We start from the raw sequence: 26399 nt of genomic DNA, 5'->3' as shown, positions 1-26399 counted from the left end.
CCATGGCATGACGGAGGCTGGAGAAGAGGCGTGTTCCGACACTCCAGGCGGAGACGGCAATCTCCAACCGAACTGATTTCATTCTGCAACAAAGCCGCTTTATGGAAGGGGATCAGTGGCATGCTCGAGCGGCGTCCCCTTCCCTAACTCCGCAACACCTGCCATGACTGACATGACCGACCCGGGACGACTGCCGTTCTGATTGCCAGCCAGCTGGAGACTATCTTCGTGATCCCCGCCCGCTATTTCATTTTCTGCCTGTGCCTCGTGCTCACCGTCATTGCCCTGATCCTCATGCTGACGGTGAACTGGCATTTCCTCTGGCCGCTGCTGGTGTTTGCAAGCCTGTCGGCCGTGGGCATCCGCGACCTGATCCAGGGGCATCACTCGATCCTGCGCAATTATCCGGTGATCGGCCATTTCCGCTTCATGTTCGAGGCGATCCGGCCGGAAATGCGGCAGTATTTCTTCGAGAGCAATCTGGATGGCGCGCCGTTTTCGCGCGAGAAGCGCTCGCTGGTCTATGACCGGGCCAAGAACATCGAGGGCAACAAGCCCTTCGGCACGGAATACAACGTCTATGCTCAGGACTACGCCTGGATGAACCACTCCATGGCTCCGCGCGAGGCGGCGCGCAACACGGAGACCTCTGGCAGCGGTCCGCATCTGTCCAAGGCGGATCCGGCCCAGGACGAGCGCCTGCGGGTCACCATCGGCGGGCCGGCCTGCACCCAGCCCTATTCGGCCTCGATCTTCAGCATTTCGGCCATGAGCTTCGGCTCGCTCTCGGCCAATGCGATCCTGGCCCTCAACAAGGGGGCGAAGGCCGGCGGCTTTGCCCATGACACCGGCGAAGGCAGCGTGTCGCGCTATCACCGGGAGGGCGGCGGCGACCTGATCTGGGAGATCGGGTCGGGCTATTTCGGGTGCCGCAGTGAGACCGGCGGCTTCGACGCGGAAAAATTCGCGGCGCAAGCCACCAACCCGCAGATCAAGATGATCGAAATCAAGCTCAGCCAGGGCGCCAAGCCGGGCCACGGCGGCGTCCTGCCCGGCGCGAAAGTGACCGAGGAAATCGCCGAAGCTCGCGGCATTCCCGTCGGCGTGGAGTGTATTTCCCCGGCCGGTCACTCGGCCTTTTCAACGCCCCTGGAGCTGATGGCGTTCATCGGCACGCTCAGAGAGCTCTCTGGCGGCAAGCCGGTGGGTTTCAAGCTCTGCGTCGGACACAAGTGGGAGTTCATGGCCGTGGTCAAGGCGATGCTGGAAAGCGGCATCCGCCCGGACTTCATTGTGGTGGACGGCACGGAGGGCGGCACGGGCGCCGCGCCGCTGGAGTTCACCAACCGGCTCGGCACGCCCCTGCGCCAGGGCCTTGCCTTCGTGCACAACACGCTGGTGGGCGCGGGCCTTCGCGACGAGATCAAGCTGGGCGCCAGCGGCAAGCTGATCAGCGCCTTTGACATCGCCAGCTCCCTGTGCCTGGGCGCCGATTGGGTCAATTCGGCCCGCGGCTTCATGCTGGCGCTCGGCTGCATCCAGTCCCAGAGCTGCCACACCAACCGCTGCCCGGTCGGCGTTGCGACCCAGGATCCGAAGCGGCAGAAGGCGCTCGTCGTGCCGGACAAGGCCACGCGGGTTGCGAATTTCCATCGCAACACGGTCAAGGCGCTGATGGATTTCGCCCATGCCGCCGGACTGGAATCGCCCAAGGGCTTCAAGCCCGAGCATGTCTATGTGCGGGAGGGCAGCCGTGACGTTCTGCCCGCCAGTGCCGCGCTGGACTGGCTGAAACCGGGCGATCTCCTGATCAAGGACGACATTCCCGGCTTTACCACCTATTGGGCCATGGCCGACGCCAAGACCTTCGAGCCAGTCAAAAGCCTGGCGGCTGCCCGCGAAGAACGGCACGGCTAGGCCGTACCGCTTCGTTTTTGCAGCTTTCACTGTCCGTCTCAGGCAGCCCTGCGGCCGAGATCTTCCACCTTGTCCAGCCAGTCCTTGCGCTGGTCAGGGGTGGACTTGATCATGGAAGCGAACTGGCTGAAGCGGTTGGGGGAAAAGCCGACGAACTTCAGGATCTGGCGCTGGGTCTGCTTTTTCACCGATGAATCGTAGATCCACCTGAAAAACACCGGCGGCGTGTCCGATGTCATCAGGATCCTGGAGCTGCGCCCCTTCAAGAGCGGATCGGGCATGTCCTTGCCCCGGTTGTATTTGAACGCCTTGCCCGGCAACAAGGCCCGATCGAAGAGGCCCTTGAGCCGCGCCGGCAGGCCGCCCCACCACAGGGGATGGGCCAGCACAAGATGGTCGCACCAGACCAGGTCGTCCCAAAAGGCCTGGAGATCGGGCTCCAGCGGCGGCGCCTTCTTGAAATCCGAAGTGCCGAAATCCGGGTTGAACGTCATTTCCGCCAGACGATGCACGCGCACGTCATGGCCCGCGCGCGCCGCGCCCTTGGCGTAACTTTTGGTCAGCGCCTCGCAGTAGCTGCCTTGTGCCGGGTGTCCATCCAGGATCAGAATTTTCCGGGTCATCATGTCTCTCCTTCGCCTTCGCATTAAATATTGACCGTGGTCATTTATTGATGCGTCATCGCAGCGAATGCAAGTTATTTTGACCGCGGTCAAATTATTGGGATAGCGTTCCGGGTGATGAAGCTTGGGCTCAGTCGGTGTGAATACACCCTGATAGATTTCTCAATATTTCCGCCCAAGCGATTGATTTCGTGACGCCTTCTCTATCCCCTTCACAGGCGGCGCCCTCACCCTTGCAGTCCAGACCTGTCCGTAATCGACAAACTATTGACCGTGGTCAAATTAATGTGATTGGCTTGATCATGCTGGCAGGGCGATTCTGGCCTTCGTGAGCAACAAGCTGGAGAGCCGACCGGAATGACCCGAAAACCGCAAAAAAGGACCCTGGTGACGCGCAGCAAGATCCTGGCGTCTGCCGCTGATCTTGCCGCCGAGCATGACCGGGGACTGGAGGGTTTGACGGCCGAAGCGATCTCGGAGCATGCCGGCGTGGCCAAGGGCACGATCTTCGCCCATTTCGGCGACATGGATGGCTTGCTGTCCTACCTGTTGCTCGACCGGCTGCGGGAGCTGCGCGCAGGGGCCGATGCAGATGACACGCCTCTGGCTGAGCTGTCAGCCGACCCGGTCGCGACTTTGCTCGACAGGATGATGTCCCTGATTGAGGTGATCACCGAAAGCCAGACCATGCTGCGCGTGTTCATGGACAACATCGGCGTCACCAAGGGCCATTGCGCTCCGGAATTCGTCGAAAACCTCGATGCGCTCGATGGCAAGCTGCAGAATTTTCTCGCCTATTGGCAGACAGCTGCGGAGATCACTCCTGCCCTGCGCAAGGATCGCGATCCGGCGGAAATGGTCGACGGTCTGATCGCCTTCATGATCCACGGGGCGATCCTCTTCCGCTCCCATCAGGTTGATGATCTTGGCAAGATCCGACAACGCCTGACCCGGCATGTGGAAGCCTTCCTGCTGTCGCCTGCCCCGCGGACGGACTGAAACGCGCTTCGTGGCACAAAAGGAAATCCGCTGCCGGCATCCGGCAGCGGGTTCTCAAGACCAATCAGGAGGTGGGATCAGCTCAGGGCCTGAGAGGCATCACGCACGCGTACCATGACCGCTTCAACCTCGTTGGTCGCACCGGAAATGTCTTCCAGGTTGCCAGAGATGGATTGAACACCCTGGGCCGCCATCTGCATGTTGCCCGAGATTTCCTGGGTGACCGAGGACTGTTCTTCGACCGCGGTCGCGATGCTGGAGGAGATCTCCGACAGCTCCTGGATAATCCCGAGGATGGAGCCGATAGCCTCTTCCGACTGCGAGGTCGAGCTCTGCACGGATTCAATCTGGCCACGGATGTCTTCCGTCGCCTTGCTGGTCTGGGATGCCAGGCTTTTCACTTCGGAGGCAACGACCGCAAAGCCCTTGCCTGCCTCGCCGGCGCGCGCCGCCTCGATGGTTGCGTTGAGGGCCAGAAGATTGGTCTGGTTGGCGATGCTTTCGATCAGTTCGATGACCTCGCCGATCTTCTGGGAATCGGTTGCCAGCTGCGACATGATCTTGGAAGACCCGTCCGCCTTCTCGACCGCGCTGTCGGAAATCGACATGGCCTGGGCGACCTGGCGGCTGATTTCGCCGATCGAGGCGACAAGCTCTTCGGAGGCTGCAGCAACGGTCTGAACGCCGGAGGAGGCCTGCGAAGACGCGCTGGACGCCGAAGCAGCCTGGCTGTTCGCCTTGGTGATGGCATCTGCCATGCCGTTGAGGTCGGCATCAATCTCCGATTGGATCGCGCGGCGGCGTAAACGATCTTCCATCTGCGCGGTGATGTCGGTGGCAAATTTCACCACCATGCGCGGGTTGCCCTTGGCGTCGAAAATCGGATTGTACGTCGCCTGGATCCAGATCTCGCGGCCACCCTTGGCAATCCGCTTGTATTCGTTCGACTGAAATTCACCCTGACGCAGGGCATTCCAGAAGGCGGCGTATTCTGAAGATGCAGCCTCGGTCGGATCCATGAAGATGCGGTGATGCTTGCCCCTGATCTCATCCATCGAGTAGCCGACAGCGCCAAGGAAATTGTCGTTGGCTTCGATGATGGTGCCGTCCAGCTCGAACTTGATCACGGCCTGAGCGCGGTTGATCGCCTCAATCTGACCGTTGGCCTCCGCTTCCTGCTGCTTCCGCTCGGTGATGTCGACGGCAAGCTTGACCACCTTGATGACCTTGCCACCGGAATCAACGACCGGATTGTAGGACGCCTGGATCCAGACTACATTGCCTTCGCGGGTGTAGCGCGGGAACTCAGCTGACTGATATTTGCCGCTGCGAAGCTCTTTCCAGAAGGTCTCGTATTCGGCGCTTTGACCGTAGTCCCGCTCCACGAAAATGCTGTGCTTCTTGCCCTTGATGTCCGCCAGACCATAGCCCATCGTGCTGAGAAAATTCTCATTCGCGTCTACAATCGTACCGTCGGGCTTGAACTCGATTATTGCATGTGACTTCCCGACAGCCTGCCAAATACTATTGACATCTCCGTGAAAAATAGAATCGAGCATTACTTAATCTCCAGGGAAAACGCGCCCCTTCTTTTCATCAGCGCGTATATTCAAGTTCCCTTGAGTTAAAATAATAATTATTTCAGATATATTAATTGGAACACATACAAAAACTGACAAAAATGCCAGGAAACAAGCCAATACTGTTATTTCTTTCCATGCGCAAACATAAATACCGCCACCCAGAGTTCGTAATATTCACCCTTGGCGGGAGATATTCCAGATATACATCAAATCGAATTCCAAAAAATGATGTGAAGAGCCCATTAACTGGCATCCGGAAGAAATACTACATATCCATTAACCTTGATCCGGGGCCAGACCAGAATACGTCGGTGAATCGCGGCAAAAGCGGCCCTGCTAACGGGCAGACGCGGGTACCTCGTTCGGCCAGGCCACCACGTGGGCCTCGAGCTCTTCCACCGGGACACTGGCTTCCGTGACGGTTCGGCCGCGAACCGAAACGCCGGCCTGGTGCACTGTTTCCGCATCGCCAGAAACCAGGGGGTGCCACCAGTAGAGATCCTGTCCGTCGCGGATCAGGCGATAGCCACAGGTTGGAGGCAGCCAGGTCAGCTCCTGCACTTCTTGCACGGTCAGCTGGATGCAATCGGGCACCGTCGCCGCCCGGTTGTCATAGTCCTTGCAGCGGCAGCTCGTTCCATCCAGAAGCTCACAGGCGACGTCCGTCCAGACAATCGCCCCCGAATCCCAGTCCTCGAGCTTGTTCAAGCAGCACCGCCCACAGCCATCGCAAAGCGATTCCCATTCCCCTTGCGTCATTTCGGCCAGGGTTTTGACCTTCCAGAACGGCGGGCTTTCAGGATTTTCAGGCGAGGTGATTGATTTCATCAGCGGTTTCGAGTTCCTTTGGGACAAGAGGTTCGGCGCGGCCTATCATGGTTGAACGCCCGCCAGCAAGCAGGACGTGGTCCGTTGAGCGAAGACGAAAGCAGACAGAGCCCCTCGGAACCGACGCCTCCCCCCGCGCCCGAGCCCGTCTCCGTGCCGCGGCAAAGGCGCAGTTTTGGCCAATTCCTGCTGGCGATCGATGCCTTCGTCGACACGGTTCTATGGACCATCGGCAGCGCCCTGCGGCGGACCTTCGAATCCTATGATGCTTTCCTGCGGCGCTTTCGCGCAAGAGGCATCTGGCGTGCGCTGGCGGAGCTGGGCTCGGATGCCTGCACCTATGGTGCCATTGGCCTCGTCATCGTGCTCGCCTTCGCCCAACCCGCGTTTGAGGCAACACGGTATGCGGACTGGCGCACGACCGACGACTTCGCGGTGACCTTTCTTGATCGCTTCGGCAAGGAAATCGGCAAACGCGGGATCGTCCTCAATGACACGGTGCCGCTTGAAGAAATTCCCGACGTCCTGATCAAGGCGACGCTTGCGACCGAGGATCGGCGGTTCTTCTCCCACTTCGGCATTGACATCGTCGGCACCTTTCGCGCCATGGTCGAAAACGCGCGCGCTGGTGGCGTCGTTCAGGGCGGTTCATCGCTGACCCAGCAGCTGGCGAAGAACCTGTTTCTGAGCAACGAGCGAACCTTGGGCCGCAAGATCAAGGAAGCCTATCTGGCCCTCTGGCTGGAGGCCAATCTGACCAAGCAGGAAATCCTGAAGCTCTATCTGGACCGGGCCTATATGGGCGGCGGTGTCTTCGGCGTGACAGCCGCTGCAGAGTTCTATTTCAACAAGAATGTCCGTGAACTGACACTGGCCGAAAGCGCCATTCTGGCAGGTCTCTACAAGGCACCAACGAAATACGCCCCACACGTCAATCTGCCCGCCGCCCGCGCCAGAGCCAATGAGGTGCTGACCAACATGGTCCAGGCCGGGCTCCTGACCGAAGGACAGGTGATTGGCGCGAGGCGCAACCCGGCCATTGCCGTCGACCGGTCTCAGGATCAGCTGCCGGAGTATTTCCTTGACTGGGCGCTGGACGAGGTGAAAAAACTGGCGCGTCGAAACCCGGCCCTGGCACGCGACCGGATCGTCACCGTCCGCACCACCCTCGACCCCGCCTTGCAACGGCAGGCGGATCTGGCGGTCGAAGCCACCTTGAGAGACAATGCCAAGGCCCGGGACGTGGGCTCGGCGGCGCTCGCGGCGATGGTTCCGGACGGCGCCGTGGTCGCCATGGTGGGTGGGCGATCCTATGGCGACAGCCAGTTCAACCGCGCCGTCAACGCCCTGCGTCAGCCCGGTTCCGCCTTCAAGCCCTTCGTCTATATGGCCGCCTTCATGAACGGCTATTCCAAGGACAGCATTGTGCCCGACAGGCCGATCACCATCGGCGGCTGGAGCCCGCGCAATTATGGGCGCAGCTACCGCGGTCCGGTGAGCCTGAAGGTGGCGCTGACCAAGTCGATCAACACGGTGCCCGTTCGTCTTGCCCAGGCCATCGGCCGCGACAAGATCGTGGAGACCGCCTATGCCATGGGCATCACCAACGAACTCAAGATCTCCAAGTCCCTGCCCCTTGGCGCCTCCGATGTGTCGGTTCTCGACATGGCCGCGTCCTATTCCACCTTTGCCAACGGCGGGCAGAAGGCAACGCCCTATGCGATCGTGGAAGTCAAGAACAGCGACGGGACCGTTCTTTACAATCGGGACCGGGACGAGATGGAAGCCCCCCGGGTCCTTCCGGCCGACAAGGTGGAGGAAATGAACGAGATCCTCGTCAATGTGGTCGAGGCCGGCACAGGCCGCAGAGCGCGCATCGACGGTGTCGTTGCAGCCGGCAAGACCGGCACCACCTCTGCCTACAGGGATGCATGGTTCGTCGGATACACGGGCAATTTCGCGGCGGCGGTCTGGTTCGGCAATGACGATTTTACCTCCACCCGCCGGGTCACGGGCGGCAGCCTTCCCGCCATGACCTGGCAAGCCTTCATGGACTATGCCCATCGGGACATTGATCTTGCGCCCATGCCCGGCGTCGATGCGGCGGACCTTGCCCGCTTCCCCAAGGCTCTGGTGAAGGACGAGAGCGAAAACAGGCCTCAGCCGCGCGTGCTCAACCGGCAGACCCAAGGCGTTCTGAAAGACATCGGCAAGGCACTAAGCGCAATTTCACCGCTTGCCTCAGCCCCACCGGCTGAGAGCACGCCCCCGACAGACGTGGCGGCCCGGCAATGAATGTCGCCCCCAAAACGCCGACGTCTCAGGTGCCACTTCACAGCGAGGCCTCATGGTATGAGCCGGACATGCCGGCGATCATCGCCCCGCGCCGACCCACGCCGATCCGCTCGCTCTTTGCAGTTCTTCTGATCCTGTTTGCCGGTTCGCTTCTGGGCATCACCTCGGCCTATCTGATGATCGAACGGGATCGGCCCTTCCTGTCCGTGACCATCGGCCCCTGGTCGGCCTATCCGGAGGCCGGAACGTCGGAAGCAGATCCCTACTCCGTGGCGATCTACACGCGCAGCGCCCGCATTCCCCTGGCATCGGGTGAAGGTCTTGCCATCAGCGCACGCACCGACAGCTCGGGCGCCACGCTCAATCCCGCCTGTGACTACCGGATTTCCGGTCAGACGCCGACGGCACGTCTATGGACCCTGACTGCAGCGGATAATCATGGCCGGCTGGTGCCAACCCTTGCCGGCAGAACCTTTCTCACCAGCCGTCAGATCCTGCGCAAGGAAGACGGCAGCTTCGAGATCACTGCCGCCCGCGCACCTCGGCCCGGCAACTGGCTTCCCCTCGGGCTGCCAAGAGCTTCCGAGACAGGCGCTGACGGCATGGCCACGGCCGGTGGCATCGGGTCCGGGCTGATGTTCACGTTCAGGCTCTACGACGCTCCGATCACGACAGGCTCCGCCCTGGATGGTGCGGTCATGCCCCTCATCGAAAGGCTGTCCTGCTCATGAGCCTGTCTCCACGCCTTGCCTGGCTCACCGGACTGGTCGCAACGCTCAGCCTTGCCGCCGTGGTGCATATCCTCGTGGTGCTGACGATCCCGCAGAACACGAGCCACAGCGCCTATGCCGACGTCGCAAACTTCGGCCCGGATCGCCAGTTCAACCTGCTGCCGGACGTGCAACCGGGCGCAGAGCCCCTGCCGGCGCTGGACCCGGCGATGAAACATGCAGCCTGCCGCTTCACGCTGGACGAGGGGCCGGTGCTGTTCACCGCCTCGATCCCCGTGCCCTTCTGGTCGATCGGCCTTTTCAACGAGGCGGGAGAAGCCGTCTACAGCCTGAACAACCGGACATCAGGATCGGACATTCTCTCAATGCTCCTGCTGACGCCGGAACAGCTGTCAATCATTCGGGAAAATCCGCCTGAGGACCTGGATGAGCTGATCGTTCTGGAGATCCCGGCCACCAACGGCTTTGCCCTCTTAAGGGCCTTTGTACCGCATGCCCATCAAAGCAGGGAAGTGGATACGGCGCTGAGCACCGCCTTCTGCGGGTCTTTGAGCTGACGCCTTTCTCTGTCTGTTAAGCGCAGCCTCCGGCGCCCTGTCGACGACGACCTACTCACATGTTTCCGTCCGACCATGACGGCACCAGCGTTCGCGCTTTACCTGGCTATCCGATAGTCTTTGCCTTCGGGAATCAACGGGACGAAAACGAATGAAGAAAATCGGAATGATCGGTGGACTGAGCTGGGTCTCGACGGCTGAGTATTACAAGCGTGTCAATGAGATAACCCAGATGACCGCTGGCGGGGTTTCCTCGGCACGCATCGTCCTGGAAAGCGTCAATCGCCAAGACTATGTCAGTGCTGTAATTGACAGGGGCGACGAAGCTGCTGCCTGCCAGCAGATCGCGGACTCGGCACGATCGCTCCAGTCTGCGGGGGCCGATTTTATCGTGATTACCTGCAATGATGTGCACCGGTTTGTGCCTACCATCGAGCCCATGATCAACATTCCGTTTCTCCACATCGCGCAAGTGACAGCGGAGGCTGTGAAATCGAAAGGCCTCGGCCGCACAGCTATCCTGGGCGTGAGAAAAACGATGGAGGGAACCTTCTTTCCAGAGGTTTTTGCTCGTAATGACCTGGAAACTGTCGAGCCCAACGAAGCTGAAAAAAAATTCATTCACGACAGCATCTACGAGGAGCTGGTCCACAATCGTTTCCACGAGGAAACGCGTGGAAAGTACAAGGACGTGATGGCTGCCATGGGCCAACGTGGCGCGGACAGCGTCGCTCTGGCCTGCACGGAAATCCCGTTGCTTATCTCTCCCGGAGAGTGCCCGCTCCCGGCGTTTTCGACAACCGAGCTCCATTGCCAGGCAGCTGTTGCCCGAGCCCTTGATGCGAGGTAACTCGCGTTAGAGCTCAGGTCGGCCACCAAACCCTTCAAACCCGCCAGTCGTTTCGGTCACTTCCGCCTCGTAGTGCGCGATCATTGGCATGACCTGATGCTCGATGCGCTCGTTCCAGACAGGCCCGTTGTAAAAACCTTCCTTGAGGGTCTCGCGCGATTCAAGCGTTGGAAAGGCTCGCATCCAATGCACCTTGTCAGGATTTTCAAGATCTCTCAGGGGGCCGAAGACCAGCATTCCTGCTTCGCGAAGTGCAGCGCGATTTTCCCGTTCGAAGAAGTCGATGAACTCTTCCCGGCGGCCTGGCTTCAATGTGTAGCGGCGTATCTCGATGATCATGTTCAAAGCCGATCCTGGTAAAATGAAGTTCCCGGAAAATGCCTGGGGTTATCCGGCATGACGTCCCAGGCCTCTGCCGCGCTCACGCGGTCAGAAGAAGCCAGAATGCCAGAAGCGGTTCGGATCCCGAGCGCATGGCGTGCAGTATTCCCGGTGAATTGTAGAAGGACCCGCCGGGCCCGGGCTCGAACCAGTCACTGCCGCCGTGGGTAAACTCGCCGCGCGACATGCAAAGATAGGTTTCTTCCGGTGGGTGATCGTGATCAGGGTAGCGGACATCTGGCGCAAGCAGGGAGACACCGAGCCAGACGTCCGTCCGCCGCTCCAGTCCACCGGGCCCGATGATCAGCGTATTGGCATGTCCCTGGTCGAACGTGTCGCTTGCTGCGGCCGTCGTGCCCTTGCGTTTGCTCCAGGAAAGGGCCGGCTCCAGCGCCCGGAATGTTTCCGCGAGTGCTGCGAGATCTGCATCCGGAAAGCGCGTCGGATCGATCATCTGATCGAGATGCGCGTCGCAGACAGGCAAACGGGAGCCTTCATTGGCGGGGGTTGCGCGCGGTTTGTCCGCCGGCGCAGCCAGGGCCGAAAAAGAGCGGCTGACAGAGCGCCGCGACTCTTCTCCCTGGGCACGTTCTTTGAATGCGGTTTCGGCCGCATCAACAAAGGCTTGCAGCGCGGCAGAGCGGTTTTGCATGAGATCTTCCTGAAGCGGGCGTCGAGGTCGTCTGTCAACGCTAGGGTGTCCGGCTGCCGCCGTCAAACACGTCGCGCAGCCATCGAACTGTCGAGGATCGGCCGCTATGATGCCTCAGACAAGCCATCAGGAGACCACATGACACGCCAGGCGATCGTCCCAAAGGAATTGCAGTCCTACTATTCGGACTGGAAAATGGCGCCGGGATTGATCTCTGGCCAACACGTCTTCCTTACAGGATTTACAGGCACGGATCCGGGGGGAAACCTGCCAGAGGACCCGGAAGCGCAAATTCGTAATGCCTTTGAAAAGATTGGTCTTGTCTTGCGCGAGGCCAATCTGGACTACGGGTCACTTGTCGAGATGACCAGCTATCATGTTGGCCTTCGCGCCCATCTGGAAGTGTTCAAGGCCGTCCGCGCCGACTATGTGGTCGAGCCCTATCCGGCCTGGACGGCGATTGAAGTGGCCGGCTTTGTTCAGGAAGGTGCGATCGTCGAGATCCGGCCGATTGCGGCATTGGATTGAAACCCTCGGATCGCTGTATCCCGGCCTAGATCTCGCCCTTGATGATCTGGTCGTAAATAACCGGATCGGTGACGCCTTCGGAGCCAATCAACACCACACGGGAGCTTTCATTCAGCCCAAGCGCCGCGCGCAGGTTTGGCTGCGTTGCCGCGCAGATCAGACCGCAAAGTCCCGCGACCCCGCTCTCGCCAGCTTGGACGCGAGCGCTTTCAGGTTCGAAAGACGCAAGCATGCGCACAGTCGGCGCAACCACCTCTTCCGGTATCGTCAGGAACCCACTCGTTTGCGAAGCCAGAACGGACCAGGCAACCTCGGACGGCTCACCGCAGGAGAGCCCGGCCATGATCGTCTCTTCGGCGATCTGAACAGCAGTGGAGCGGCCTGCCTTGGAACTTTCAAAGAGGCACGGTGCGAGCTCCGGTTCCACCACATAGACCTTGGGTGCTTCAGTCCCCCAGTCCTGCCTGAAAACTGCAGCCACCGCAGCGGCCAGTCCACCCACGCCGCCCTGCAGGAAAACATGGGTGGGTGGTGTTGCGAGATCACGCGTGATTTCGCGCGCCATCACACCGTATCCGGCCATGACCTCGATCGGCGTTTGAGTATAGCCGGTCCAGGAGGTGTCGGAGACGATCAGCCATCCGTTCTGCTCAGCATCGAGGCGGGTCTGCTCCACCGTCGCGTCATAATCGCCATCAATGCGGATAACGTCTGCGCCCAGCGCGCGCATGGCATCGACGCGGTGCTCGCTGACCTCGGCATGAACATAGATCCGGCAGGATACACCACAACGGGCCGCACCCCAGGCAACCGAGCGGCCATGATTGCCGTCCGTCGCTGAAATCACGGTAATATCCTTTGCCTCTGACGGAAATGCGCGGTCTCGGACCTTCGCCAGGGACACGTCCTTGCCAATACGCTTCGATATTTCCCGCTGCAGGACGCACATCACCGCGTAGGCACCGCCCAGGGCTTTGAAGCTGCCCAGGCCAAAGCGATCGCCCTCATGCTTGTAGAGAACTTCGCCCAGCCCCAGATCCGCCGCCAACGGACCGAAGCTGAGCAAAGGCGTCTTTTCATAGCCTTCCCAGCTGCTGACTTCGTTTTCCGCGCGATCGAACTGCTCTCGGGTCAACAGGTCAGGCAGCAGACGTTCGCCTGTCAGTCCTGCGTCGAAATAGCCCGTGTTTGAGTTTGCGAACAGGTCCAACATCAATCGCTCCTTTTCATCTCTGACGAGAATTTAGTTCATCAGCTGTAAGAGTTGTGCTCTATTTTCTCGCATCAAATGAACAATTCTTGCATGTGAGCGCCGTGAAGAAAGAAACCCTCTCGTCTGATCTGGACACGTTTGATCTCGCGATCCTGAGGCTCATCCAGGAGGACAACACCATCCCTCACCGCATCATCGGCGAGCAGGTCAATCTTTCTGCGCCGAGCGTTCAAAGGCGCATCAAGCGGATGCAGAAAGCCGGCGTGATCGCCGCGCAAACGGCGGTTCTGGAACCGTCAAAAGTTGGATTGCCCTTGACGATCCTGGTGGAAGTCGAGCTCAAGGCGGAAACAGGGGGCCAGATCGACGCCATCAAGGCCGATTTTTTGGCCGCCCAAGAGATCCAGCAATGCTACTACGTCACGGGCGAAGCGGATTTCGTGCTCGTCATCCTGGTCGGCGACATGGCGGAATATGAGGCCCTCACCCAACGCCTCTTTTTCGGCAACGCCAACATCCGCAAGTTCAAGACCTTTGTCGTCATGGACCGGACCAAGGCGTCCGGAAGCCTGAACATCTGACCGGCGCGCGCCCCGGCCAGGATCATCAGACCTTCCCAGGACCGCGCCGTGTCTCATTTACATGCGACCTTGCCCGGCAGCATGATTTGTGTCTAAAACACACTGCTATCGGGTTAGCCTCCAGGTCCGCGGAAAGCCGTCATCGGCACCCCATCGAATAGATGACGACCAGATTTCGGTATGTCTCATGCTCGACCTCAGCGGACCATCGAGCCAAAGTGAGGACACCGATGACAAAGTCTCTGGACCAACTCCGCCGCGACGCCAAAAACCTGCGCAAGGCACATCAGTCGAACGATGTGCAAGCGCTACAGCGTCTCAAAAGCCATGCACCCCGGACAGATACGGCGGCACTGAAACATGCCGACTATCTCCATGTCATTGCGCGCGAGGCAGGTTTTCCGTCCTGGCCAGCCCTGAAACTCGCGGCAGATCTCCTCGGCATGGATCTCGCGACCAAACGTCAGCGATTGAAGCTTGCCCTGTCTGCGGGCCATTTCAGCACGGTGGAGCAATTTCTCGCCGACACGCCAGACATCGCTGATGGCGATTTCGGACTATGTCTTGGCCTGTACCGCAAGCCGGACGTTCTTGCCGCTCTCGACAAGTCACCGCAACTCGCGACCGATTTGATTGCCAATCAGGCGCCTCCCCTGACTGTCCTCGCGCGCTCCAAATGGGTTCATCACAAACCGGACCTGTCAGAGGACATGCTGGAGATCGCACGAGCCCTTCACGCAAACGGTGCCGACCTCGATCAGGGGGTCGCATTTTCCGCAGACACCGAACACACGCTCTCGCCGCTCTATTTCGCCATTGGCCACGCCAACAACATGACACTTGGTCGATGGCTGCTCGACAATGGCGCCGACCCCAACGATGGGGAAAGCCTCTATCATTCCACAGAGCTTGGCCATCATGACGGCTTGCGCATGCTTCTGGCGCATGGCGCAGACCCCAAAGGCACCAACGCTTTGCTGCGGGCAATGGATTTTCATGACAAGGAGGCCATTCAGCTGTTGCTGGATCACGGCGCGCGCGTAGACGAGTTTGACGCCGCTCCGTTTGGAGGCGAGGTGCCATGGGTCATCCCGGCACTCCACCAGGCAGCGCGTCGCATGGTGCCGGCAGACCTGATCACGCTGTTGTTGGACAATGGGGCCGATCCAAACCGGCGGTTCGAAAGCACAACGCCCTATGCCTATGCACGCGTTTTCGGGCACACGGAATTGGCCGACCAACTTGCGGCACGGGGCGCTGATCAAACACTGAGCCCCGTGGAGACCGCCCTGGCCGGCGCAGCTGAGGGCCACTCGGCTGAGGGTAGACTTGACCCGGAGGAGATCCCGGACGCCTATCGCAATATCATCCGAATGCTGACGTCATACACGGCGAAACTCGACCACATCAAACGGCTTGTCGCCCTGGGTGTTGAGCATGACCGCCCGGATGCGGAAGGCTTGACGCCCGTGCAGATCGCCGGCTGGGAAGGTCTGCCCGAGGTCATGGACTACCTGCTGAGCCTGAAGCCTGACCTCGCTCATATAAACGGCTATGGCGGCACCCTTCTCTCCACCGTCCTGCATGGGGCAGAGAATTGCCCGGGACGAGACGACCGGGACCACATTTCGTGCCTGCGTTTGGCATTGGCGCATGGCGTTGACCTGCCACGCCGCGCCCTCGACCATGTGGCTTCCGATGAGATTTCGGAATTCCTGCGGGATTGGGCCAGCGAGCATCCGGATCAAGTCGTGGAAAACGGCGTCGTCTAGAACGTGCCAACTCAACGCAAAACGCCTTCCGCATCCGGATGCGGAAGGCGATGCCCCGAGACTAGGTCCAAATTTCATCCGCGGTTTTGAGGCGGAGCTTTGAGCCCAGTGCGTTCAGCGCAGTGTTGTGAACAATCTCGGATGGCCCAGTGCAAAGATCGCCAATGACTGTGACGTCCAGGCTGTCGGCAGCGCGTGACATTGCGGTGAAAACCACACAGTTCTGGGTCATCATTCCGCACACGAGAAGCTCAGTCGTGCCCTCAAGCACCTTGGCAAGATCCGTCTTCTGAAAGGCATCGGCGAATTGCTTGATCACGACGGGTGCGTCGCCAGCTGCCGCCAGAACCTTGGGGCGAATGGTATTTCCGGTGCCGTTTGCCGCGAACAAACCCGTGGGTGCGGGAGAGACGTGGCGGACAAGAACGATGCGCGCCCCCGCCTGCCGCGCCTGGTCAATCGCATCGACGACGCTGGTTTCAATCTCCTCGGCCTGATGCAGTGGCAGGACACCGCCCGGGAAATAGTCATTTTGAATATCGATCACGAGAAGAGTTCGGCTCATCAAAGTTTCTCCTTTTCACTGGAGATTGAATTACCTTTCCACGAAGGCCTGCAGCAGTGGCCCAAAGGACATTATTCGATTAAATTGGGCCAATGGACATTGCAGTCATTGCCTATGAGGGTATCAACCCGTTCATGCTGTCGACGCCGCTTGCGGTCTTTGGAGGTGCAGGACTTTCAAATGATCACAGGGTGTTCGTTTGCGCAGAAGCGAACCGGATATCCACCTCTGCCGGAATAACCCTGGAGACACCGCATCTGCTGGACGCGGCAGAAGAGGCCGATGTCGTCATCCTGCCGGGATGGCGAGATGCCAGCGAAGCAGTCCCACCCGCGATCGTCGAGCAGCTGCGATCTGCTAATGCCCGCGATGCCGTCGCTGTCGGTCTGTGCCTTGGCGCATTCGGACTGGCGGAGACAGGCCTTTTGGATGGACGGCGTGCCACGACGCACTGGGCCGCCGCGGAGGCGTTCCGCGACCGTTTTCCGGCCGTTCAGATTGACCCAACGGCGATCTTTATCGATTCCGGACCGGTTCTGACCTCAGCGGGCGTTGCCTCCGGACTGGACTGCTGCCTGCATCTCCTCGCCCGCCTCTCCGGCGTTGCAGAGGCCAATCACGTGGCACGCGGACTGGTGCTGGCGCCACAGCGCGGCGGCGAACAACCTCAGCTGATCGAGCGGCCATCTCCTGCTTCGACGGCCGAAGCGCGGGTCGCCGACATCCTTGAACGCCTTTGGGCCGACCCGACAGGGCATCCATCTCTTGATGTCCTGGCGGCCGAAGCGGGAATGAGCCGCCGCAGTTTGAGCCGGCACATACGCAGCCGGACGGGCGGAAGCCTGGGAGGTTGGTTGCGGCGGGCAAGAATTGCGCGGGCTCAAGATAGTCTGCTGCGCGGTGGGAAGGGACTTGAAGGCATAGCCGTGAACTGCGGCTTTCCAGACGTACAGTCCCTGCGCAAAGCCTTTCGCACCGAACTGGGCATGACCCCGACCCAGTGGCTCGCCAGACAAAGGGTCGGATGAAGCCTATCGGTCAGATGCCGCGCCTCAACGGATGGGCCCGGGTTTCTATTTCTTGGGTGCAGGACGTTCCGTGCCCCAGCCGGTGTAGATCCGTGAGCGTTTGGTCTTGCCCTCGACGGTAAAGCGGTCCTTCTTGACGCAGCCGTTTTCCGCAAGACGCACTTCCGCCTCCAGCGTGCGGATCGCGTTGTTGGCCTTCCACAAGCGATCGGCAGACGGCGTTTCGATCTCCAGACTGTCGAGGGCCTTTTGATAGGCGGTGATGCGGTACCGCAGGGCCTGCCCGACCCAGGAGATCATCATCCGGTTTTCCCACACGCGGGCCTTGGCGCCCTCATAGGTCTCTTCGGTGGCGACCGGCTTGTTGGCCAGAACCCTCAGGCGCTCCTTGTCGGCGGCCTGGACGCGCATTGCGACCTCGCAGAAGGGCCAGACCAGCTTGGCATCCCCCTCTGCATCGGCGGCCACGCGATCGTAGCGGGCGTCGCTGGAGCGGAACTTGTCCGAGCGCAGGAAGATGTAATAGAGATCGACCGGCACCCTGCCCTCAACCTCAGGCAAAACGCGGGTGCGCGAGAGCTCAACAACCGTGCCGCCGATCCAGTCCTTGGTCCAGGGCGGCCGGATCAATCCCCAGCCGCGTTCGCGCAGGAGCTCCTCGTCGTTGGTCATGTTGAACTTGGAAACGGGATCGCCGCGATAGCGCGCAGCGGCCTCACCGGCGGCCGGCATGACCTTGTCGTGGAATATGTTGGGGCGGGCGCGGTCGAAGTCACCTGTCGGGCGGCTGCAGGCGGCCAGCAGCATGGCGAGCATGGCGGCAGCGCATACAGTCCGGCCGGCCATCACCAAAGGTTGACGCGGCCTTGCTTCATTCGACAGTGGCTCAGGCGTAGATGTCACGCCCATAGGGCTTCCCCGTAGCTTGGCACCGGGCGAGAATCAGCCCTTGCGCTTTCAACCTACCGGAAAAGCAGCGTTCACTCGAACTCAGTCGAGGTCGGAAGCGAGTGTTCCGGCAGTTCTTCCGATGGTTCCGATTCGTGCGGCCAGATCAAGGGCCTCGCGCTCGTAACGAACACCTGGGAAGAGGACAACCTCTCCAGAAGGTGCGGAAGTGGCCGACCGGCGGTCGCTTCGCTTGGGGGTCAGTCGTGAAAGGGGCCGTTGCGCGGATGCAAAGTCCAAAAGGGTGCCCATCTCGTCTCCTCCTTCGGTTCGTCTCTTCCTGCATACGCAGGGACGGTCAAATGGGTGACGCAATACTCTTTCTAAAAATGATTAGGCCGCTTTCAGGGTTAACAGTGTGCTAACGCTTTTCGTTTTATTTTAGTCAACGAACAGCAACCGTTCGCTCCGCTGTTGGTATTGCGTAGACGAGAGCCATGAACCGTTTGTCCGTCCCCTCGCCGGAGGTTTCTTCCGGCCATGAGACTGCCCGCCGGCAGTCCAGTCCCTCCCATGCCGAAGGCGTGCTTCTGGCCGCCTCCGAGCTGTTTGCCGGCCGTGAGGCCCATGACAGCCGGGACAAGACCCTCTTCCGGGAACTTGCGCTCAATCTTCTGCCGCAGACGGACGAAAGCGACCGGCGCCGCATCGCCTGTCATCTGGTGCGCCATCCCGCCACCCCGCCAGAGGTTCTGGCGGCGCTGGCGGCCGACGAAGACGCCCTGACCGCCTATCCGGTGCTGCGCAACGCGCCGAGCCTTGATGAAGATATTCTCGTGGCCCAGGCGGAACGCGGCCCCGACAGCCTGCGCAAGGCCATCGCCGAACGCACGGATGCCAGCCCGAAGGTGCTGGAGATCCTGGCTCAAGCCGGTGGTCCGGATGTGATCGCTCTGCTTCTGGAGCGCACCGACATTGATCTCGACGAAGCAATGGTCTCAATGCTTTGCAAAAGGCCCGACATTTTGAAGCGTTTCGGCAAGGATCTGGTTGACCGCAAGGTCCTGACGTCCAGCCAGATGCTGACGCATTTTTCCCGCCTGGACGCATCTCTGCGCCAGGAGGCCATCGCCTCGGCCGAACTTGCCAGTCTGATCAACCTGACCCGCAGCGGCTCCCACAAGCCTGCCCGTCCGGTGTTCAAACAAAGCCTTCTGAAGCAATTGCACCACAGTGCACTGACCGGTGGCGCAGAGCAATTTGCTCATGAGCTCTCCTACGCCCTCGGTCTGCCAGAGACCTTCACGCATGATATCGTTGCCAACGACAGCGGTGAAACGCTTTCGATCTGCCTGAAGGCGCTGGGCTTCACGGACGCAAAGGCATCACAGATCCTTGTGCGTCTCCTGGGCGAGCGCCTGCCGCTGAAGGGAATGCGTGATCTGCTTGAGGTGTTCGGCAACATCAGCCACGGCGCGGCGATGCTTCTGGTCAACCGCTGGGTCGGTGAAGAAACGCCGCACGACCAACGGACCTCGCGGTCTGAAGCGCAGCATCTCGTCCAGAATCAGGAACCGGCACGCCCTGCCCGGTCCGGCGACGCGACATGGCAGGAACTGGACGACATCGAAAAACTGCTCCGGTTCGGCTGAGCAGTCGACGCCAATGCTGAAGCTTCGCTTTTCTAGAACTTGAAGAAAGGATCGGGAGCCTTTTCCGCTTCTTCTTCGGCGAGAGGCAAGTCGATCTTTCCCGCCTCAGAATCGACCTCGACCATCCAGTAGTCTGGGTCCATCCGGGCTTCGCGTTCAAGACGCGCGGTGATGTCCGACCGGGGCACCTTTTCCAAAATCTGCTCGAACAGGCGCCCTTGGGGCTGATCCATGAACATGGCCTGGGGCGCGGGGCCATAAAAATCATAGCTGCCGTCAAGCCGGTCGACGGCAATGAAGATGGCGCCGGCTTCCGGCGCGCCCTTTTTCTGGATCGCCGCAAAGCCGTTTTCAGCAAAGATCCGCCGGACCAAGGCTGTCACGAAGAAATCGGAAGTCACGCGCATGAGGCTGGCTCTTTAGGTCGCATAAGGCGGGCCAAGGCGGCCCGAAAGTCAGACAGGCGGGCGATCAGTCAACTCGCTTGCCGCTGACCATCTCCAGCCGTTCGATCACTGCGGGCGTCAGCTCGCCTGTGATCGGCAGCCCCCGGTCCAGCTCGAACCTCTGGATTGCAGAAGACGTATTGTCGCCCATCACACCGTCCGCGCTCAAGGGGCCGTAGCCAAGATCCGACAGAAGCTGCTGAATGCGGGCAAGACGCGGATTTTCCGGCTCCAGCGGCGGAGCCGATACAGTCTTGGCGGCCAGGGCCGAGGCACCGATTGGCTTTGGTCGCGGCACGGGAGGGCCTGAAGCCACAACGTCCGTGCCCTGCAGTGTGATCAGCGCGAGAAGCTCGTCGGTGGCCTCCCCCGTTTCCAGACGGCCATGCAATCTCTCATAGTGCCGGATCGAACGCTCGGTCGCGGGACCCATCAGACCATCAAGCGGTCCCTCATAGATCCCGATGCGGCGCAGGCTTGTCTGCAGGTCAAGCACAAGAGCGGACACTTCCTGCACGACGATACCGCGCAGATCATCCGGCTCGATCGCCTGCGGACGGTCACGGGTCGCAAAGAAGGGCGCGGGGTGACGGCCGGGCTGGAGGCTGACCGCATTGGCGACAATCAGACAGCCGGTGAGTGCCATGACAACGGCGCCACCGGCGGCGACCGGATTGTCGCGCGCAATGCCGCCCGCTCGGGCCATCATGCCGTCGGTTTCGTCTTCGAAGTCTGCCTTCTTGCCGCGCGCCATCTGCTTCCTTCCGCTCATGCGCTGTGGGCGAGGACGACCGGATCAACGGCGGAAACGCGCTCGCTGACGGTCATGCTAGTATCTGTCTGCTGGTTGCTGCCAGCACTTTGTGGCTCGGCGCGTGCCGCTCGCATGGCTCCAGCAGGAAGCTTTACAGAGACGGTCGTCCCCTTGCCGTTACGGCTTTCGACCTGCAATGCGCCGCCATGAAGTTCGGCAAGTCCCTTGACGATGGACAGTCCCAAGCCGCTGCCGCTGTTTCGCGGGCTGTCTTCGGCTTCAATACGCACAAACGGCTGGCCGAGGCGTTCGATCATTTCGGCCGGGATGCCGATGCCCTGATCGCGCACTTCGAGCACCTGGAACGGCCCTTCGGTGCGGACGGAGATGGAGACCTTGCTGCCCTTGCCGCTGAACTTGATCGCATTTGTGAGCAGGTTGATGACGATCTGCTTCAGCGCACGGCGGTCTGCTGGAAGAACCGGAAGACTGTCCTGATCGGCAAAGACAAGCTCGACCCCTGCACGCTCGGCAATCGGCGCCATCATCGCACGGCAGCTCTCGAGGCAGGTGCCCAGGTCAACCGGCTCAATCGTCAGATCCATATGGCCGGTCTCGATGCGAGACGTGTCCAGAATGTCATCCACGACCTGAAGCAGATGCATGCCCGACTGATGGATCAGCTCGGCATATTCCCGGTTTTGCGCGCTCGACACCTGTTCGGCGGGCATGGCGCGCAGCATGTCGGAGAAACCGATGATCGCATTCAGCGGTGTGCGCAGTTCATGACTTGCGCTTGCAATGAACCGCGTCTTGGCGATAGAGGTTTCCTCCGCCATCTCCTTGGCCTGACGCAATTCCTGATCCTGGGCCTTGCGCGCGGAAATGTCCTGAAGCGCCAGCCGAAGGCTCACGTCGCCCTCGTTTGAGGTCATTTCGCGGAACCTCAGGCAGACCCAGATGTACTCGGCAGCGCCATTTTCACCAGGGGCGTTCGCTCCCTTGCGCAGACGCAGTTCGACGTCGGAAACATTCTTGCCGCAACGCGCCTCATCAAGACGGGTCAGATAGAAGGGCCGGTCCGAGACATGAACGCGCTGGAACAGCCAATCTCCCCGCGCCTGACGGCAGGAAAGCCCAAGAACCGTCTCAAGAGGACCGCCGAGGACCTTTGCGGTGCCATCTGGTTCGACTGAACAGACGATATCAGTTGCCGTATCGTTGAGAAGCTTCAGGCGTTCTTCGCCCTGCTGCAGGGCCTTGCGAACGCGCATATGGTCCAATGCAAGCCTCAGGGCGAGAATGGACATATAGGCGCAGGCCGCCAGGGCCGAAATCAGGGTCGCATGCGGTGTGGCAAGCGCGAAAGACGCCGGAGCCTGCGGCACCACCGCCAGAAGAACAACAAGCCCGGCGCAAAAAGCAGCTGATGCGGCGATGATCCGGCGCGAGCCCGAAAGCGCGGCTTCCATCGGCACAGCGGCGAGCCAAACAAGGGCGAAAGAGGACAGACCGCCGGTGAACAAACAAAGCCCGGTCAGAAATATTCCGAAAAGAGCGGCAGAAAAGGCGTGCGCGCGCTCAAGGTTGCCGGTCTGGGACAAATACATCGCCAGTGGCCACTGGCCGAGCATCCAGGCCAGGACCAGAGCAACGGGAAGGCTCGTCGGTCCGATGAGCGCCAGATGCAAGGGAAGAATCAAAAGCGCAATGGCGCCGCCACCCAGGCAACCGGCCAGAAAACTGCGATGACGCGGCTCCTGCAAGGGGTCGCCCAAGACGGCCGGATAGACCAGTCCCGACAGCTGAGATTGGATGTTTTCCGTCAATCCGGAGAATTTCGACAGGTGGTTACGCACGATACACTACCAAGCCCAATACGCAGGCGAAGGGATCCAACTGATTTCGCTTTATTTTGCCGCCGACCACTTAAGGAACGATAAAGGATAAACCCCAATCGGGCCTGTCGAGGCAAAAAATGCAATCGGATCCAAGGCTTGGTCCGGAATAGATAAAATTTGATCCAATTTTTCTGAAAACTTGCCTCAAATACCTGTTTCATTTGATGAAAAACGCGCTTCTGGGTTCAACGCGGCCTTCGGATGTGCCTGCTAACTTGAAACAATAAGAAAAGCACTGCCGTCTGGCGCGACGAGCATTGCAAGACGAATTGAACTGAAGGGTAGCAACATGTTCTTTCTGCTAAGGACAGCATTCTGGCTGACGTTGGTTTTGGTTCTGATCCCGCTCGGATCAGACACAGAATCAGATGCGAACGAAAACATCGATCCGATCGCAGCGTATTTTGCAGCGCAAGCGACCGTGGCCGACCTCGGCGGCTTCTGCGACCGCAATCCTGGAGCCTGCGAAACAGGTGGCAACGCCTTGTCCGCAATTGGAGCCCGGGCCCGTGACGGCGCGCGGATCGTTTATGAGTTTCTCGATACCCAGGTCGCAGACACCAACGTTGCCGACACCACGACCGGCCTTGCGCCCGTCGAACAAGATCATTCGGACCTGATCACCGGCTCGACTTCTTCTGGCACCTTGACCTCTCAGGATATGGTCACGCCGTGGCAAGGAAACGAGACTTCGGCTTTCAGTCCGACTTTCGAAATTGGGCCCGTACCGCGGCCCAACCCTCGCGCGGGATAATTCCGTACGAGGGGCCGTGTTTCGGGGAAATGACCTCTTTTCCGAAAACCGGCTGTTTGCGCCCCGCTTGACCGGGACCGGTGGCAACACTCTGTCGCCTCCGTTTCCGGAATTGACGGCAACACTGAAGCGGATCTTCCGCTGCGCCGCAAATGGATAGCTGCCCATTCCATTTGCGGCGTCTCTTTCTTTCCAGAAAGAAGAAAGACGCCTGCCCCCAAAGGCCATTTCACGGCCGGTTGCCGATTTTTCCTGCGCTCACGGTCCGCTTCGATTTGCAAGTCGTGCCCCGGGAGCTATATCAAGCGTCAGATCACCCTTGATTTGACCGGCGGGCCAAAAGAGCAACATGACCAGCACACTTGATGACATTGTCGAAAGCTTCGAGTTCCTCGATGACTGGGAAGATCGCTACAAATATGTGATCGATCTTGGCCGGGAACTGCCTGAGCTGCCCGAAGGTGAGAAGAACGAGGCCAACAAGGTGCGCGGCTGCGTTTCTCAGGTCTGGTTGGTGACAGAGATTTCCCGTCGTGATGATGGCCAGCCGGTGATTGCCTATCGCGGCGACAGCGATGCGCTGATCGTGCAGGGGCTCGTGGCAATCGTGCTTGCGCTTTTCTCGGGAAAGAGTGCCCAGGAAATTCTCGACACGGACGTCGACGGCCTGTTCGCGAAGCTTGGTCTCCAGGAACACCTGACGCCACAGCGCTCCAACGGACTGAAATCGATGGTGGCGCGCATTCGCGCCGATGCCGAGGCCGCGCTCGCGGCAGCGGCATAAGGATCCGGACAGTCCTTTCAGTTGGGACGGTCTGCGCGGATCCGGCCATCGCCGTTTCCTGCGGTGGTCAGATAGCCATAGCGGCTGGCAAGACCTGTGAGCGCGATCTGGAGCACGACCTTTCCAGACCGCGCCGGCCAGCCCCGCTCCGCCTCGACGGTCTTCAAGCCCTTGAGATGGCAGCAAACATCTACAAGCAGACCCGCGAGAGCTGGCTCCAGCCCTTTCAGGACCCTCTCGACACGTTGCCGGGCGGCGATGACATCATCCGACAGGTCGGCTGCCCTGCCCCGATTGCCGGTCGTCCCGCCGCCTCCTCCCGTGCGCCAGCCGCCTGACATGGTCGGCATGAGCCGCGCGAAGCCATAGTCCGCGCGCAACCGTTCGCCAGCTTCGACCTGCGCGCGGTCCAGAAGAGCCCGGCCGTTGCGGTCCTTGCGACTCGCGAGCCAGGCAAGCGGACTTTCGCAAAGGTTTACCGGCACCGTCGTGCGACCACCGCCCTGCGGATCTGAGATATTCTGAAGACGTATTTCGCGGTGCTGCTCCAAATAACCATCTCCCGCGCTCAACCAGCGTTTGAGCGCCTGTCGCCCGGTCGAAGACAAGATAAGCGTTTGCTCCCGTGCCCACTCCACGTGCCCCTGACGCTCGAGCACCGCGACGAGATCCGGATTGTCCACGGGCCGCTCAGACCTGTCTGGCCGCACCAGGGTCCACAGCTGTGCTTCCCCCTTCCCAAGGTCACGCTTCAGATGCGCTCCCGTTTGAGCCAGGGCTTTCAGCAAAGAAAGCAGACGCTTGCGATCCGGCGGCGCTGTTCTCGCCGACGCGCGGCTCATTGAACGCCTCCCAGGGCCAGCTCGGCCGCCATTTCCTGCCGCATGCTGATCAGACGCTCGATCTGGCCCACCAGTTCATCAAAGATCGGGTCCTCCCGCCGCTCCTCGATGCCACGGCAGGCATGCGCCACCGTCGAGCGGTCGCGTCGGTAATGACGTGCGACATTGATCAAGGGCATGCCGATCTCGACGTGGGCCAGATACATCACCAGCTGCCGGGCTTCGGCCATATGCGCCTTGCCGCGCGTTGTCCGGTAGAGATCCGTGGGTTGGATGCAGTAGGCCCGGGCGACATATCCCTCCGCAAGATGCAGATGCGCGGCGGTGCGATTTTGGGCCAGCAAACTCGTCAGGCCTCCTGGTCCGTAGATCGGGCGCTGAGGGACAGACCCCTCCCGGCAATCGCTCATTGCAGTCCTCCAATGCTGTCGAAAACAAAGGCCTCACCTGAACTAGGCTTATTTTCCTACATTGTAGTCGTGCAATTTATGGTTAGGGATAAGTTTTCGAACAACCTTAAGATGACGCCAGTTCAAGTATCTCCCGGAGCGCGTGTGGTCCTTTCAAGATAATGTATTTCCTAGTGTTTTTTCATCGCGATCAAAGTCGGCGCACTTTCATCGGAATTGGTGCCTTGAGGGAAAACAAAAAAAAGCCGCCCGGAACCCCGAGCGGCTTTTTTAGTTTTTTCAGACCGGCGTCCGTATGACAGACGCGGAACTGTTCCTTACTTGGAGCGCTTGCGCTGCTGGCCAAGGCCCATCTTTTTGGCGAGCTCGGAACGAGCCGCAGCATAGTTGGGAGCAACCATCGGATAGTCGGTCGGCAGGTCCCACTTTTCGCGGTACTCTTCCGGGGTCATATCGTAATGGGTGCGCAGGTGACGCTTGAGCGACTTGAACTTCTTGCCGTCTTCCAGGCAGATGATGTAATCGGCCATGACCGACTTCTTCACCGGAACAGCCGGCTTGAGCGGCTCGGGCTCAGGCTCATGAGAGGCTGTGGACGTGCGCTGAAGGGCACCATAAACCTCATTGATCAGATTCGGCAGGTCCGTAGAAGCTACGGTATTGTTGCTGACATATGCAGAAACAATATCAGCGGTCAGGTCAATAAGATTGGTATCCACCGGACTATCAGTCATTTTCCACCTGTTCTTTAGTTCTAATCAGGAATTTTTTCTGTCTGGCCTCGCAAGCATCTTGATGCGCCATACACCGCAAATAACGGTTACTTGCTATTGGCACTAATCAGAAATTAATCTACTTGGCAGGC

The 26399-nt window shown here is 60.0% G+C and carries 28 protein-coding genes; 13 read left to right on the top strand and 15 right to left on the bottom strand.

Annotation, left to right across the window (positions count from 1 at the left end; all coding sequences use genetic code 11):
- Positions 1-294 precede the first annotated feature (294 nt).
- Positions 295-1917 (top strand): FMN-binding glutamate synthase family protein, encoded by a 1623-nt coding sequence (locus tag IG617_RS00985; RefSeq protein WP_192107334.1) that lies wholly within the window; start codon positions 295-297, stop codon positions 1915-1917.
- Positions 1918-1955: 38 nt separating this feature from the next.
- On the opposite strand, the gene IG617_RS00980 is transcribed toward IG617_RS00985, so the two are convergent.
- Positions 1956-2540, bottom strand: a complete 585-nt coding sequence (locus IG617_RS00980; protein WP_209008190.1) for an NAD(P)H-dependent oxidoreductase — start codon at positions 2538-2540, stop codon at positions 1956-1958.
- Positions 2541-2897: 357 nt separating this feature from the next.
- Between IG617_RS00980 and IG617_RS00975 the strand changes: the two genes are divergently transcribed.
- Positions 2898-3539 (top strand): TetR/AcrR family transcriptional regulator, encoded by a 642-nt coding sequence (locus IG617_RS00975; RefSeq protein WP_192106513.1) that lies wholly within the window; start codon positions 2898-2900, stop codon positions 3537-3539.
- Between the two features lie 77 nt (positions 3540-3616).
- On the opposite strand, the gene IG617_RS00970 is transcribed toward IG617_RS00975, so the two are convergent.
- Together IG617_RS00970 and IG617_RS00965 are read right to left on the bottom strand one after the other, a co-directional pair.
- Positions 3617-5098, bottom strand: a complete 1482-nt coding sequence (locus IG617_RS00970; protein ID WP_192106512.1) for a methyl-accepting chemotaxis protein — start codon at positions 5096-5098, stop codon at positions 3617-3619.
- A gap of 360 nt (positions 5099-5458) precedes the next feature.
- Positions 5459-5950 carry a YcgN family cysteine cluster protein gene (locus IG617_RS00965; RefSeq protein ID WP_192106511.1) on the bottom strand — a complete coding sequence of 164 codons (492 nt, stop codon included), beginning with the start codon at positions 5948-5950 and terminating at the stop codon, positions 5459-5461.
- Positions 5951-6034: 84 nt separating this feature from the next.
- Here IG617_RS00965 and IG617_RS00960 point away from each other — a divergent pair, with 84 nt between their 5' ends.
- The 4 genes from IG617_RS00960 to IG617_RS00945 all read left to right on the top strand — a co-directional run bounded on the left by IG617_RS00960 (position 6035) and on the right by IG617_RS00945 (position 10383).
- Positions 6035-8245, top strand: coding sequence for a transglycosylase domain-containing protein (locus tag IG617_RS00960; protein ID WP_192106509.1), 2211 nt, complete (start codon positions 6035-6037; stop codon positions 8243-8245).
- A complete protein-coding gene (locus IG617_RS00955) occupies positions 8242-8976 on the top strand; it encodes a DUF1214 domain-containing protein (RefSeq protein ID WP_192106508.1) in 735 nt (244 codons plus the stop codon). The genes IG617_RS00960 and IG617_RS00955 overlap by 4 nt, the downstream gene beginning before the upstream one ends.
- A complete protein-coding gene (locus tag IG617_RS00950; RefSeq protein ID WP_192106507.1) occupies positions 8973-9533 on the top strand; it encodes a DUF1254 domain-containing protein in 561 nt (186 codons plus the stop codon). Before IG617_RS00955 ends, IG617_RS00950 begins: the two co-directional genes overlap by 4 nt.
- 151 nt (positions 9534-9684) lie before the next feature.
- Positions 9685-10383 carry an aspartate/glutamate racemase family protein gene (locus IG617_RS00945; RefSeq protein ID WP_192106506.1) on the top strand — a complete coding sequence of 233 codons (699 nt, stop codon included), beginning with the start codon at positions 9685-9687 and terminating at the stop codon, positions 10381-10383.
- Between the two features lie 6 nt (positions 10384-10389).
- Here the strand turns inward: IG617_RS00945 and IG617_RS00940 are convergent, their stop codons facing one another.
- Together IG617_RS00940 and IG617_RS00935 are read right to left on the bottom strand one after the other, a co-directional pair.
- Positions 10390-10722, bottom strand: coding sequence for a putative quinol monooxygenase (locus tag IG617_RS00940; protein WP_192106505.1), 333 nt, complete (start codon positions 10720-10722; stop codon positions 10390-10392).
- Positions 10723-10804: 82 nt separating this feature from the next.
- The gene (locus IG617_RS00935; RefSeq protein ID WP_192106503.1) at positions 10805-11416 is read right to left on the bottom strand and encodes a dimethylsulfonioproprionate lyase family protein; all 612 of its coding nucleotides are present in this window, start codon (positions 11414-11416) and stop codon (positions 10805-10807) included.
- A 138-nt stretch (positions 11417-11554) separates the two neighbouring features.
- Here IG617_RS00935 and IG617_RS00930 point away from each other — a divergent pair, with 138 nt between their 5' ends.
- Positions 11555-11944 (top strand): RidA family protein, encoded by a 390-nt coding sequence (locus IG617_RS00930; RefSeq protein WP_192106500.1) that lies wholly within the window; start codon positions 11555-11557, stop codon positions 11942-11944.
- Between the two features lie 25 nt (positions 11945-11969).
- Here IG617_RS00930 and IG617_RS00925 read toward each other — a convergent pair whose 3' ends face one another.
- Positions 11970-13157 (bottom strand): diaminopropionate ammonia-lyase, encoded by a 1188-nt coding sequence (locus IG617_RS00925; RefSeq protein WP_192106498.1) that lies wholly within the window; start codon positions 13155-13157, stop codon positions 11970-11972.
- Positions 13158-13258: 101 nt separating this feature from the next.
- On the opposite strand from IG617_RS00925, the gene IG617_RS00920 reads away from it, so the two are divergent.
- Together IG617_RS00920 and IG617_RS00915 are read left to right on the top strand one after the other, a co-directional pair.
- Complete coding sequence (locus tag IG617_RS00920) at positions 13259-13738, top strand: Lrp/AsnC ligand binding domain-containing protein (RefSeq protein ID WP_192106496.1); 480 nt, start codon at positions 13259-13261, stop codon at positions 13736-13738.
- Between the two features lie 230 nt (positions 13739-13968).
- Complete coding sequence (locus IG617_RS00915; RefSeq protein ID WP_192106493.1) at positions 13969-15510, top strand: ankyrin repeat domain-containing protein; 1542 nt, start codon at positions 13969-13971, stop codon at positions 15508-15510.
- Between the two features lie 61 nt (positions 15511-15571).
- Here the strand turns inward: IG617_RS00915 and IG617_RS00910 are convergent, their stop codons facing one another.
- Positions 15572-16075, bottom strand: a complete 504-nt coding sequence (locus IG617_RS00910) for an isochorismatase family protein (protein ID WP_192106491.1) — start codon at positions 16073-16075, stop codon at positions 15572-15574.
- A gap of 92 nt (positions 16076-16167) precedes the next feature.
- Between IG617_RS00910 and IG617_RS00905 the strand changes: the two genes are divergently transcribed.
- Positions 16168-17103 (top strand): GlxA family transcriptional regulator, encoded by a 936-nt coding sequence (locus tag IG617_RS00905; protein WP_192106489.1) that lies wholly within the window; start codon positions 16168-16170, stop codon positions 17101-17103.
- Between the two features lie 45 nt (positions 17104-17148).
- On the opposite strand, the gene IG617_RS00900 is transcribed toward IG617_RS00905, so the two are convergent.
- Together IG617_RS00900 and IG617_RS00895 are read right to left on the bottom strand one after the other, a co-directional pair.
- Positions 17149-18012: a hypothetical protein gene (locus tag IG617_RS00900; RefSeq protein ID WP_209008188.1), complete on the bottom strand. Its 864-nt coding sequence runs from the start codon at positions 18010-18012 to the stop codon at positions 17149-17151.
- An 81-nt stretch (positions 18013-18093) separates the two neighbouring features.
- Complete coding sequence (locus IG617_RS00895) at positions 18094-18303, bottom strand: hypothetical protein (protein ID WP_192106487.1); 210 nt, start codon at positions 18301-18303, stop codon at positions 18094-18096.
- 185 nt (positions 18304-18488) lie between these two features.
- Here IG617_RS00895 and IG617_RS00890 point away from each other — a divergent pair, with 185 nt between their 5' ends.
- Positions 18489-19643 carry a DUF2336 domain-containing protein gene (locus IG617_RS00890; RefSeq protein WP_192106485.1) on the top strand — a complete coding sequence of 385 codons (1155 nt, stop codon included), beginning with the start codon at positions 18489-18491 and terminating at the stop codon, positions 19641-19643.
- Between the two features lie 32 nt (positions 19644-19675).
- Here IG617_RS00890 and IG617_RS00885 read toward each other — a convergent pair whose 3' ends face one another.
- From IG617_RS00885 to IG617_RS21870, 3 genes are all read right to left on the bottom strand, one after another.
- Entirely contained in the window at positions 19676-20050 is a 375-nt protein-coding gene (locus IG617_RS00885) for a DUF1491 family protein (RefSeq protein WP_192106483.1), read from the bottom strand.
- A 64-nt stretch (positions 20051-20114) separates the two neighbouring features.
- Entirely contained in the window at positions 20115-20843 is a 729-nt protein-coding gene (locus IG617_RS00880; protein WP_192106481.1) for a peptidoglycan-binding domain-containing protein, read from the bottom strand.
- Between the two features lie 14 nt (positions 20844-20857).
- Positions 20858-22702 (bottom strand): ATP-binding protein, encoded by a 1845-nt coding sequence (locus IG617_RS21870; protein ID WP_192106479.1) that lies wholly within the window; start codon positions 22700-22702, stop codon positions 20858-20860.
- 331 nt (positions 22703-23033) lie between these two features.
- On the opposite strand from IG617_RS21870, the gene IG617_RS00870 reads away from it, so the two are divergent.
- Positions 23034-23498: a DUF5330 domain-containing protein gene (locus tag IG617_RS00870; protein WP_192106477.1), complete on the top strand. Its 465-nt coding sequence runs from the start codon at positions 23034-23036 to the stop codon at positions 23496-23498.
- Positions 23499-23847: 349 nt separating this feature from the next.
- The gene (locus IG617_RS00865; protein WP_192106475.1) at positions 23848-24282 is read left to right on the top strand and encodes a SufE family protein; all 435 of its coding nucleotides are present in this window, start codon (positions 23848-23850) and stop codon (positions 24280-24282) included.
- Between the two features lie 17 nt (positions 24283-24299).
- Here IG617_RS00865 and IG617_RS00860 read toward each other — a convergent pair whose 3' ends face one another.
- From IG617_RS00860 to IG617_RS00850, 3 genes are all read right to left on the bottom strand, one after another.
- On the bottom strand, positions 24300-25124 hold the full coding sequence (locus IG617_RS00860; RefSeq protein WP_192106473.1) for a DUF6456 domain-containing protein: 825 nt from the start codon (positions 25122-25124) through the stop codon (positions 24300-24302).
- Positions 25121-25534: a helix-turn-helix domain-containing protein gene (locus IG617_RS00855; protein WP_192106471.1), complete on the bottom strand. Its 414-nt coding sequence runs from the start codon at positions 25532-25534 to the stop codon at positions 25121-25123. The genes IG617_RS00860 and IG617_RS00855 overlap by 4 nt, the downstream gene beginning before the upstream one ends.
- A 317-nt stretch (positions 25535-25851) precedes the next feature.
- Positions 25852-26268, bottom strand: a complete 417-nt coding sequence (locus tag IG617_RS00850) for a Ros/MucR family transcriptional regulator (protein WP_192106469.1) — start codon at positions 26266-26268, stop codon at positions 25852-25854.
- Positions 26269-26399 lie beyond the last annotated feature (131 nt).

This window comes from Roseibium polysiphoniae, assembly GCF_014842925.1.
In the GTDB taxonomy this organism is placed as follows: Bacteria; Pseudomonadota; Alphaproteobacteria; order Rhizobiales; family Stappiaceae; genus Roseibium; species Roseibium polysiphoniae.
This window is presented reverse-complemented; position numbering and strand designations above follow the sequence as displayed.

Bases quoted from the DNA above. Each gene is read 5' to 3' on its own strand.
- IG617_RS00965 (WP_192106511.1), bottom strand. From the start codon at position 5,950: ATGAAATCAATCACCTCGCCTGAAAATCCTGAAAGCCCGCCGTTCTGG.
- IG617_RS00940 (WP_192106505.1), bottom strand. From the start codon at position 10,722: ATGATCATCGAGATACGCCGCTACACATTGAAGCCAGGCCGCCGGGAA.
- IG617_RS00895 (WP_192106487.1), bottom strand. From the start codon at position 18,303: ATGGGCACCCTTTTGGACTTTGCATCCGCGCAACGGCCCCTTTCACGA.
- IG617_RS00905 (WP_192106489.1), top strand. From the start codon at position 16,168: ATGGACATTGCAGTCATTGCCTATGAGGGTATCAACCCGTTCATGCTG.
- IG617_RS00890 (WP_192106485.1), top strand. From the start codon at position 18,489: ATGAACCGTTTGTCCGTCCCCTCGCCGGAGGTTTCTTCCGGCCATGAG.
- IG617_RS00870 (WP_192106477.1), top strand. From the start codon at position 23,034: ATGTTCTTTCTGCTAAGGACAGCATTCTGGCTGACGTTGGTTTTGGTT.
- IG617_RS00900 (WP_209008188.1), bottom strand. From the start codon at position 18,012: ATGGGCGTGACATCTACGCCTGAGCCACTGTCGAATGAAGCAAGGCCG.
- IG617_RS00865 (WP_192106475.1), top strand. From the start codon at position 23,848: ATGACCAGCACACTTGATGACATTGTCGAAAGCTTCGAGTTCCTCGAT.
- IG617_RS00910 (WP_192106491.1), bottom strand. From the start codon at position 16,075: ATGAGCCGAACTCTTCTCGTGATCGATATTCAAAATGACTATTTCCCG.
- IG617_RS00935 (WP_192106503.1), bottom strand. From the start codon at position 11,416: ATGCAAAACCGCTCTGCCGCGCTGCAAGCCTTTGTTGATGCGGCCGAA.
- IG617_RS00975 (WP_192106513.1), top strand. From the start codon at position 2,898: ATGACCCGAAAACCGCAAAAAAGGACCCTGGTGACGCGCAGCAAGATC.
- IG617_RS00915 (WP_192106493.1), top strand. From the start codon at position 13,969: ATGACAAAGTCTCTGGACCAACTCCGCCGCGACGCCAAAAACCTGCGC.
- IG617_RS00945 (WP_192106506.1), top strand. From the start codon at position 9,685: ATGAAGAAAATCGGAATGATCGGTGGACTGAGCTGGGTCTCGACGGCT.
- IG617_RS00850 (WP_192106469.1), bottom strand. From the start codon at position 26,268: ATGACTGATAGTCCGGTGGATACCAATCTTATTGACCTGACCGCTGAT.
- IG617_RS00855 (WP_192106471.1), bottom strand. From the start codon at position 25,534: ATGAGCGATTGCCGGGAGGGGTCTGTCCCTCAGCGCCCGATCTACGGA.
- IG617_RS00880 (WP_192106481.1), bottom strand. From the start codon at position 20,843: ATGGCGCGCGGCAAGAAGGCAGACTTCGAAGACGAAACCGACGGCATG.
- IG617_RS00925 (WP_192106498.1), bottom strand. From the start codon at position 13,157: ATGTTGGACCTGTTCGCAAACTCAAACACGGGCTATTTCGACGCAGGA.
- IG617_RS00930 (WP_192106500.1), top strand. From the start codon at position 11,555: ATGACACGCCAGGCGATCGTCCCAAAGGAATTGCAGTCCTACTATTCG.
- IG617_RS00950 (WP_192106507.1), top strand. From the start codon at position 8,973: ATGAGCCTGTCTCCACGCCTTGCCTGGCTCACCGGACTGGTCGCAACG.
- IG617_RS00980 (WP_209008190.1), bottom strand. From the start codon at position 2,540: ATGACCCGGAAAATTCTGATCCTGGATGGACACCCGGCACAAGGCAGC.
- IG617_RS00860 (WP_192106473.1), bottom strand. From the start codon at position 25,124: ATGAGCCGCGCGTCGGCGAGAACAGCGCCGCCGGATCGCAAGCGTCTG.
- IG617_RS00970 (WP_192106512.1), bottom strand. From the start codon at position 5,098: ATGCTCGATTCTATTTTTCACGGAGATGTCAATAGTATTTGGCAGGCT.
- IG617_RS00985 (WP_192107334.1), top strand. From the start codon at position 295: ATGCTGACGGTGAACTGGCATTTCCTCTGGCCGCTGCTGGTGTTTGCA.
- IG617_RS00955 (WP_192106508.1), top strand. From the start codon at position 8,242: ATGAATGTCGCCCCCAAAACGCCGACGTCTCAGGTGCCACTTCACAGC.
- IG617_RS00885 (WP_192106483.1), bottom strand. From the start codon at position 20,050: ATGCGCGTGACTTCCGATTTCTTCGTGACAGCCTTGGTCCGGCGGATC.